Genomic DNA, 6425 nt, shown 5'->3' with positions numbered 1-6425 from the left:
AAAACTGAGCAAAAACAGCATCAATAGACATGAAGGCACTCCTGAAAAAGGAGCATAAGATCACAGCTGGATCGCAGGGTCAAACCTGTTTTTCTTGGTCAAAAAACGTTCGCGATCTTGCCCTGGGCCAACACCATGCTCCGCAGCAACAACTTCTTCGTTCCCCGTGGCATTGAAGCTATTGATGAAGTGGTAGCCGATAGCAATGAAAATAGATGGAAAATACCACCGCGTGGAATGGGCACCCCGGTTGACATCCGCACGGGTTTAATTGAGAAAAAAGTTGACACTGTATCATATGTCCCGATAGGGAATGCGCTCAGTAAAATTAATAATGGATTTATGTCTGGGGTGCTGTTGGATGGGGCAATGTTATCTGGTGATAAATGTATGTTTAGCATCGCGGAGAACGCATCTTAATGATGCGAGTAAATTTTATTCGTTAGAGTTGACTCACCAGAGGGAAAGGGTGAACGCAGGTGCTAGAAAATATGCAGAATATGCCTATTGGGCGCCCCAGGGTGGCTTTGTAGATATTCCTGTGCACCCTAGAAATGGTGAGCCTAACTATGTATTTACCCCGGATTTTTCAGGGTGTTGTTTAGTGGTAGACAAAATTAACGATACAACACTCAGAGTAAGGCATGTAGAGGGCGGGAAAGAAGAAGTGCAATATAACACTCTTCAGGCATCTGAGATTGGTAATGGAATGGTCGGACACATGCTATACGATGACTACGGAATAATTAATGGGAGTGAAAATAGGTGTGGGTTTGCGTTTATGGTCTATAGCGGAGGGCGCTGGGTCATTAAGTGGCAAGCGAACGTTGGAACCATGAAGTTGGTTAAAAAGAAAGCTGCTGGCCTTTTTTCTAAAACAGAATGTGAGACTGCGTTAGTCACGATTCCACCTGAGATTTTTGCAACGGGTAGTCGAGCTATCGAGGTTTAAACAATACTTGGGTGTTGTTGCCAAAATCGATGCAGCCCGAGAGCCATACGAGTCGGCCCCCTCTTTGACCTGTTATGCCGATATATATTGAGTACTCAGCCTATATTGGTCGCCGCTGTGTGCATGGACCCAATGTATATTCCAACGTATCCCCTGTCTGCCCCATGGCGATGGGGGTTATTTTTATGGGCGATTCAATGGTGGCCAGGGATCAGCCCTATCAAGTGTTGCAGGCTCTTCTGACGGGGATGGCGGCGGGTGGCGAGGCTGATGCGGGTGGTGAGCGGTTCCTCGGCGATGGGGTGATAGCTGACGCCGTGAGGATGCAGTTCGCTCACCGAACGGGGGATGATGGCGACCCCGAAACCGGCCTGCACCATGCCGACGGTGGAGAGCACCTGCGGGCTTTGGCTGCCGAGACGGGGGCTGAAACCGGCGCGCTGGCAGCGTTGGGTGATGGCATCGTGCAGGCCTGGCCCCAGTTCGCGGGGGAACAGGATGAAGGGGTCCGCCGCCAGGGCCTCGATGGCAATGGCGCCGCTGCCTGCCAGCGCATGGTGTGGGGGGAGGGCTATTAGCATATCCTCCTCATCGATGAGGTGGTGGGTCAGTGACGAGCTGCTGCTGCAGGGCAGGCGCAGGATGGCGGCATCCAGCTCCTCACTCATCAGATCGCGTACCAGGTTGGGCATGCTGTTCTCGATGGGATGCAGGCTCACCTCGGGCCAGGCCTGGCGAAAGTCATGGATGAGCCGCAGCACACTCGGGTGCAGCACTGTGGAGCCGGCAAACCCCAGGCGCAGGGAGCCGAGCTGACCACGGGCGATGCGCCTGGCCTTCTGCATGGCCTGCTCGGTTTGCGACAATATCCCCTTGGCATCCTGATAGAGGCTCAGCCCCGCCTCGGTCAGCTCCACGCTGCGGGTCAGCCGGTGAAACAGCGGCGTGCCCACCTCCTGTTCTAATTTGCGGATCTGCTGGCTGAGGGGCGGCTGGGCCATGCCCAGCGCCTCGGCCGCCTTGGTAAAGCTCTGCTTCTCTGCCACGGCTACCAGGTAGCGCAGGTAACGAAATTCCATATCTGGTACGTCTCGAAGCTGATGGGTTTGGATATTGGTATCAAGTTGTGATCTTGGTCACTATTGAATCCTGATTTACCAACCTAACAGGATTGGAGGTAAAACCCAAATGGAAACCAATACACAGTGTGACTGTGCCATCGAGATCAGCCAGCAGTTTGCTCGCTGGCAAGCCCGTCAGGGGGGGGGCGAGGTCTATCAGAGCTCCTTGATGAGCGCCCTGCTGGCCGGCGTCTATGAGGGTGAGACCACCATGGCGGATCTGCTGCGCCACGGCGACTTCGGTCTTGGCACCTTCAACCGGCTTGACGGCGAGCTGATTGCGTTCGAGCGCCAGATCCATCAACTCAAATCCGACGGTTCGGCCCGTCCGGCTCAGGCTGGCCAGAAAACCCCGTTTGCGGTGATGACCCATTTTCGCCCCTGTCTTGAGCGCCGCTTCGATCACCCCCTCAGCCGCGACGAGATCCATCAATGGATCGATCAACTGGTGGGCACTGACAACGTCTTCGTCGCCTTTCGGCTCGACGGCCTGTTTGAGCAGGCGCAGGTTCGCACCGTGCCCTGCCAGACCCCTCCCTACAAACCCATGCTGGAAGCCATAGAAGCCCAGCCGCTGTTCTCGTTCAGCCAGCAGCGCGGCACCCTGGTGGGCTTTCGCTGCCCGCCTTTCGTGCAGGGGATCAACGTGGCCGGTTATCACGAGCACTTCATCACGCAAGATCGCCAGGGGGGCGGCCACATCCTCGATTACGCAATGGGCCACGGCCAGCTGCAGCTGTCTGTGGTTCAGCACCTCAATATAGAACTGCCACGCAATCCGGCCTTTCAGCAGGCCGATCTCAATCCCGCCGATCTGGACCGCGCCATTCGCGCCGCCGAAGGCTAACCCTTTCGCTCAACAAGGAGTCATTGTCATGGAAAATCAACACTGGGGCTGTGGGGCCGAACTGGTTGTGCGCCACCTGGAAGCGCAGGGCGTCAAGCAGGTATTCGGTATTCCGGGGGCCAAGATCGATCGGGTGTTCGATGCGCTGGAAGACTCCCCCATCGACACCATAGTGGTGCGCCACGAGGCGAACGCGGCCTTCATGGCAGCTGCCGTGGGCCGGCTGACCGGCAAGGCCGGGGTGGCATTGGTCACCTCGGGGCCAGGCTGTTCCAACCTCATTACCGGGCTGGCCACTGCCACTTCCGAAGGGGATCCCATGGTGGCACTGGGGGGCGCGGTGCGACGGGCCGATGGTCTAAAACTCACTCACCAGAGTCTGGATACTGTCAGCCTGTGCCGCCCTGTCACCAAGTTCTGCGCCCAGGTGGGCACAGGATCGGCCCTCTCTGAGGTCATGGCCAACGCCTTTCGGTCCGCCGAGCTGGGTCGCCCCGGTGCAGCCTTCGTCAGCCTGCCCATGGACATCATCAACGAGCCGACCGATGGCGCCATCCTGGTGCCCAGAGCCATTCCCGAACCCGGTGCCGCCGATTCGGCAGGCATAGACAGGGCGTTGAGCCTGCTGGCACAAGCCCGCAAACCCGTGGTGCTGCTCGGCTTGCTGGCCAGCCGGCCGGAAAACTCTCTCGCGGTGCGCGCCTTTTTGGACAAGAGCGGGTTGCCGGTGACGGGCACCTATCAGGCGGCCGGTGTGGTGGACTCTCACCATTTCGATGACTTCGCCGGTCGGGTGGGGCTGTTCAACAATCAGCCGGGGGACAGGTTGCTGCAGGGGGCAGATCTGGTGATCTGCATCGGTTACAGCCCTATCGAATATGACCCTGTGCTGTGGAACGACACGGGTGAACGGCAACTGCTGCACATCGATGCCCTGCCGGCGGAGATCGACAGCAGCTACTGCCCGGCGGTGGAGCTGGTGGGGTCCATCAGTGCCAATCTGTATTGCTTGACCAAGATGCTGAACAAACCGCTGGCACGGGATCCCGCCATCGCCGCTCTGCTCGAGGAGATCCGCATCCAGCGCCATCAGCTGACCCAGCATGCCCAACATCTGGGTGGCATGCCGATCCATCCGCTGCGCATCGTCAAGGAGCTGCAGGACATCATAGGGCAGGACATGACACTGTGTGTGGACATGGGCAGCTTCCACATCTGGATTGCCCGCTACCTCTACAGCTTCCGGGCGCGCCAGGTGCTCATCTCCAACGGTCAGCAGACCATGGGGGTGGCGTTGCCCTGGGCCATAGGCGCCGCCATGGTGCGGCCGGGGGAGAAGATCATCTCTGTCTCCGGCGATGGCAGCTTTATGCAGTCGAGCATGGAGCTGGAGACGGCGGTGAGGCTCAAATCCAACATAGTGCACATCATCTGGGTCGATAACGGCTACAACATGGTGGCGATGCAGGAGGAGAAAAAGTACCGCCGTAGCTCGGGGGTGAGCTTCGGGCCCATTAACTTCAAGGCCTATGCCGAGTCCTTCGGGGCGGCCGGGTTTGCAGTCACCAGCGCCGAAGAGTTGCGACCGACTCTGCGCGCCGCTATGGCCGTGGTGGGGCCTGCCGTGGTGGCTATACCGGTGGATTACAGTGACAACCACCTGCTGATGGAGCAGCTCAGACCCGAGTTGCTGAGCTAGCGATCAAAAGGGGGCAGAGTTGCCGCCAATAGCAGAGCGCCCCTTGCCGGTTGGCAAGGGGCGCTCTGTCATGACAAAAAGGTATCCGCGATGGCGGCAGGGGTCATGACATGACAGCAGGGGGAATCACCATGGGGCCGGCCACCGCGAGGGAGGCTTCGTCCCCGCGCAGCACCCGCACCAGCGCGAGGGCAAATTCGATGGCGGTGCCTGGCCCCTGGCTGGTAACCAGGCGATGTGTCTCATCCGTCACGACCCGCGCCGTGCTGAGCTGGCGAGTGGGTAGCTGGGCCTGAAAGCCCGGGTGGCAGGTCACGCTGGCATCTCCCAGCAAATCATGATGTTGCAGTACCACCACGGGGGCGGCACAAATGGCCGCCCGCCAGCGGCCGAGCGTCGCCTGCTCCCTGAGCAGGTCGATGGCGAGCGGCGTATCACGGATTGCTTCGCTGCCGGGCAAACCGCCCGGCACGACCATGGCCTCGAAGTCACGGCTGGTCAGCTCGTCGATATGATAGTCAGCGACCAGCTGCACCCCGCGGGAGGCGCGGATCTGGCGCAGACCCGCTGGACAGCAGGAGGCGAGCAGCACCTCGATGCGGGCGCGCACCAGGGTGTCGACGATGGCGACCGTCTCTATCTCTTCCGAGCCCGGGGCTACCAATACCAATACGGTCATACTGCACTCCTTGGTTGCCCGCGCTCTTGCCGGGCTCAGCGCTTCTCTTTGATGGCCTGATAGAGGCCCTGATTGACCGGCACCGCTATGCCGTGTTTGGCGGCGCAGGCCAGCAGGAAGCCAGTGATGGCCTCGATCTCGGTCTCCCTGCCCTGATCCATGTCCTGGTACATGGAAGAGTAATTGTCGGCGGTGAGCTCCACCACCGTCATGGCGCGGCGCAACAGCTCATCGCTGCTGGTGGGCTGGCCTTCGGCCTGCATCACGTCCGCCACTTCCACGCAGATCTGTTGCAGGACATCGGCGAAGCGGGGGCCGGCCAGTTCACCATTTTTGAGTTTATAGAGCGCGGTCAGCGGATTGATGGCGCAGTTGATGGCGAGTTTTTGCCACTGGCGAGCCAGGATCTGCTCATCCCAACCGGCCTGACCGAGGGCGGCGCCGAGATCGTCCGCCAGGGCGGCATAGGCTTTGGCCGCCTCATTGACCGGGCCGAGCCAGGTTTCACCCTTGCCGGTATGGCGGAACACAAAGTGGCCGCCCTGCATGGCGCCGTGGCTGGTGACACCCGCAATGACAGGGTTATGGGGGAACAGCTGGACCACCTGCTCGGCTATGCCCATGCCATTGTGCAGCAGCACTATGGGTACTCCCGCTGCCAGCTTGCCCACCAGCGGCGTCAGGGCCGACACCACCTGACCGGCCTTGGTCACCACCAGCAGACGTGTGATCTGGCCTGGCTGGCTAATGAAACCGCGCTCGATGGCAATCAGCTGGGTATGGCCCTCCAGCGAGGTGAAGTCGATCCTGGGATGCAGGGTCGAACGGTGACGATCGCGCAGCAAGACGCGGGTAGGTTGACCGCTTTGAGTCAGCAGGGAGGCGAAGACGCCACCCAGGGCGCCGCAGCCCAGCAGTGACCATTGGGGGGAGGAGGGCAGTCGGGAACTGTGTAATCCGCTTGGCATGGAGAGACTCAATCAAGGTAGGGGTTGTATTCCGGTCAACCCCCGCCGGGGATAAGTGAAGATGTTGCGTGGCGGACACTAACAGGTCTCACCATTCCTGCACGCAGGGGATTCTAGCAGAGCAATCCCATCGAAATCAGCAAATTTGCCGGTTTTCTG

Annotated in this window: 7 protein-coding genes; 4 read left to right on the top strand and 3 right to left on the bottom strand. The window is 59.6% G+C overall.

Annotation, left to right across the window (positions count from 1 at the left end):
• The first annotated feature begins 135 nt into the window (after positions 1-135).
• A complete protein-coding gene (locus GWQ22_RS12465; RefSeq protein WP_275930491.1) occupies positions 136-420 on the top strand; it encodes a hypothetical protein in 285 nt (94 codons plus the stop codon).
• A gap of 49 nt (positions 421-469) precedes the next feature.
• Positions 470-952, top strand: coding sequence for a hypothetical protein (locus tag GWQ22_RS12460; protein ID WP_275930490.1), 483 nt, complete (start codon positions 470-472; stop codon positions 950-952).
• A 194-nt stretch (positions 953-1146) separates the two neighbouring features.
• On the opposite strand, the gene GWQ22_RS12455 is transcribed toward GWQ22_RS12460, so the two are convergent.
• A complete protein-coding gene (locus tag GWQ22_RS12455) occupies positions 1147-2031 on the bottom strand; it encodes a LysR family transcriptional regulator (protein ID WP_042038061.1) in 885 nt (294 codons plus the stop codon).
• A 109-nt stretch (positions 2032-2140) separates the two neighbouring features.
• Here GWQ22_RS12455 and budA point away from each other — a divergent pair, with 109 nt between their 5' ends.
• Complete coding sequence (budA, locus tag GWQ22_RS12450; RefSeq protein ID WP_042038062.1) at positions 2141-2920, top strand: acetolactate decarboxylase; 780 nt, start codon at positions 2141-2143, stop codon at positions 2918-2920.
• A gap of 28 nt (positions 2921-2948) precedes the next feature.
• Positions 2949-4619, top strand: coding sequence for an acetolactate synthase AlsS (alsS, locus tag GWQ22_RS12445; protein WP_275930489.1), 1671 nt, complete (start codon positions 2949-2951; stop codon positions 4617-4619).
• A 103-nt stretch (positions 4620-4722) separates the two neighbouring features.
• Here the strand turns inward: alsS and GWQ22_RS12440 are convergent, their stop codons facing one another.
• Both GWQ22_RS12440 and GWQ22_RS12435 read right to left on the bottom strand, forming a co-directional pair.
• A complete protein-coding gene (locus GWQ22_RS12440; protein ID WP_275930488.1) occupies positions 4723-5298 on the bottom strand; it encodes a DJ-1 family glyoxalase III in 576 nt (191 codons plus the stop codon).
• A 35-nt stretch (positions 5299-5333) separates the two neighbouring features.
• A complete protein-coding gene (locus GWQ22_RS12435; RefSeq protein WP_275930487.1) occupies positions 5334-6266 on the bottom strand; it encodes a 2-dehydropantoate 2-reductase in 933 nt (310 codons plus the stop codon).
• Positions 6267-6425: the final 159 nt, after the last annotated feature.

Origin of the sequence: Aeromonas sp. 1HA1 (assembly GCF_029237385.1) — a bacterium.
Taxonomy (GTDB): domain Bacteria; phylum Pseudomonadota; class Gammaproteobacteria; order Enterobacterales; family Aeromonadaceae; genus Aeromonas; species Aeromonas popoffii.
Note: the sequence above shows the minus strand (reverse complement) of the source record. Positions and strands in the feature narration are given on the sequence as shown.

Bases quoted from the DNA above. Each gene is read 5' to 3' on its own strand.
- GWQ22_RS12465 (WP_275930491.1), top strand. From the start codon at position 136: ATGCTCCGCAGCAACAACTTCTTCGTTCCCCGTGGCATTGAAGCTATT.
- GWQ22_RS12455 (WP_042038061.1), bottom strand. From the start codon at position 2,031: ATGGAATTTCGTTACCTGCGCTACCTGGTAGCCGTGGCAGAGAAGCAG.
- budA (WP_042038062.1), top strand. From the start codon at position 2,141: ATGGAAACCAATACACAGTGTGACTGTGCCATCGAGATCAGCCAGCAG.
- alsS (WP_275930489.1), top strand. From the start codon at position 2,949: ATGGAAAATCAACACTGGGGCTGTGGGGCCGAACTGGTTGTGCGCCAC.
- GWQ22_RS12440 (WP_275930488.1), bottom strand. From the start codon at position 5,298: ATGACCGTATTGGTATTGGTAGCCCCGGGCTCGGAAGAGATAGAGACG.
- GWQ22_RS12435 (WP_275930487.1), bottom strand. From the start codon at position 6,266: ATGCCAAGCGGATTACACAGTTCCCGACTGCCCTCCTCCCCCCAATGG.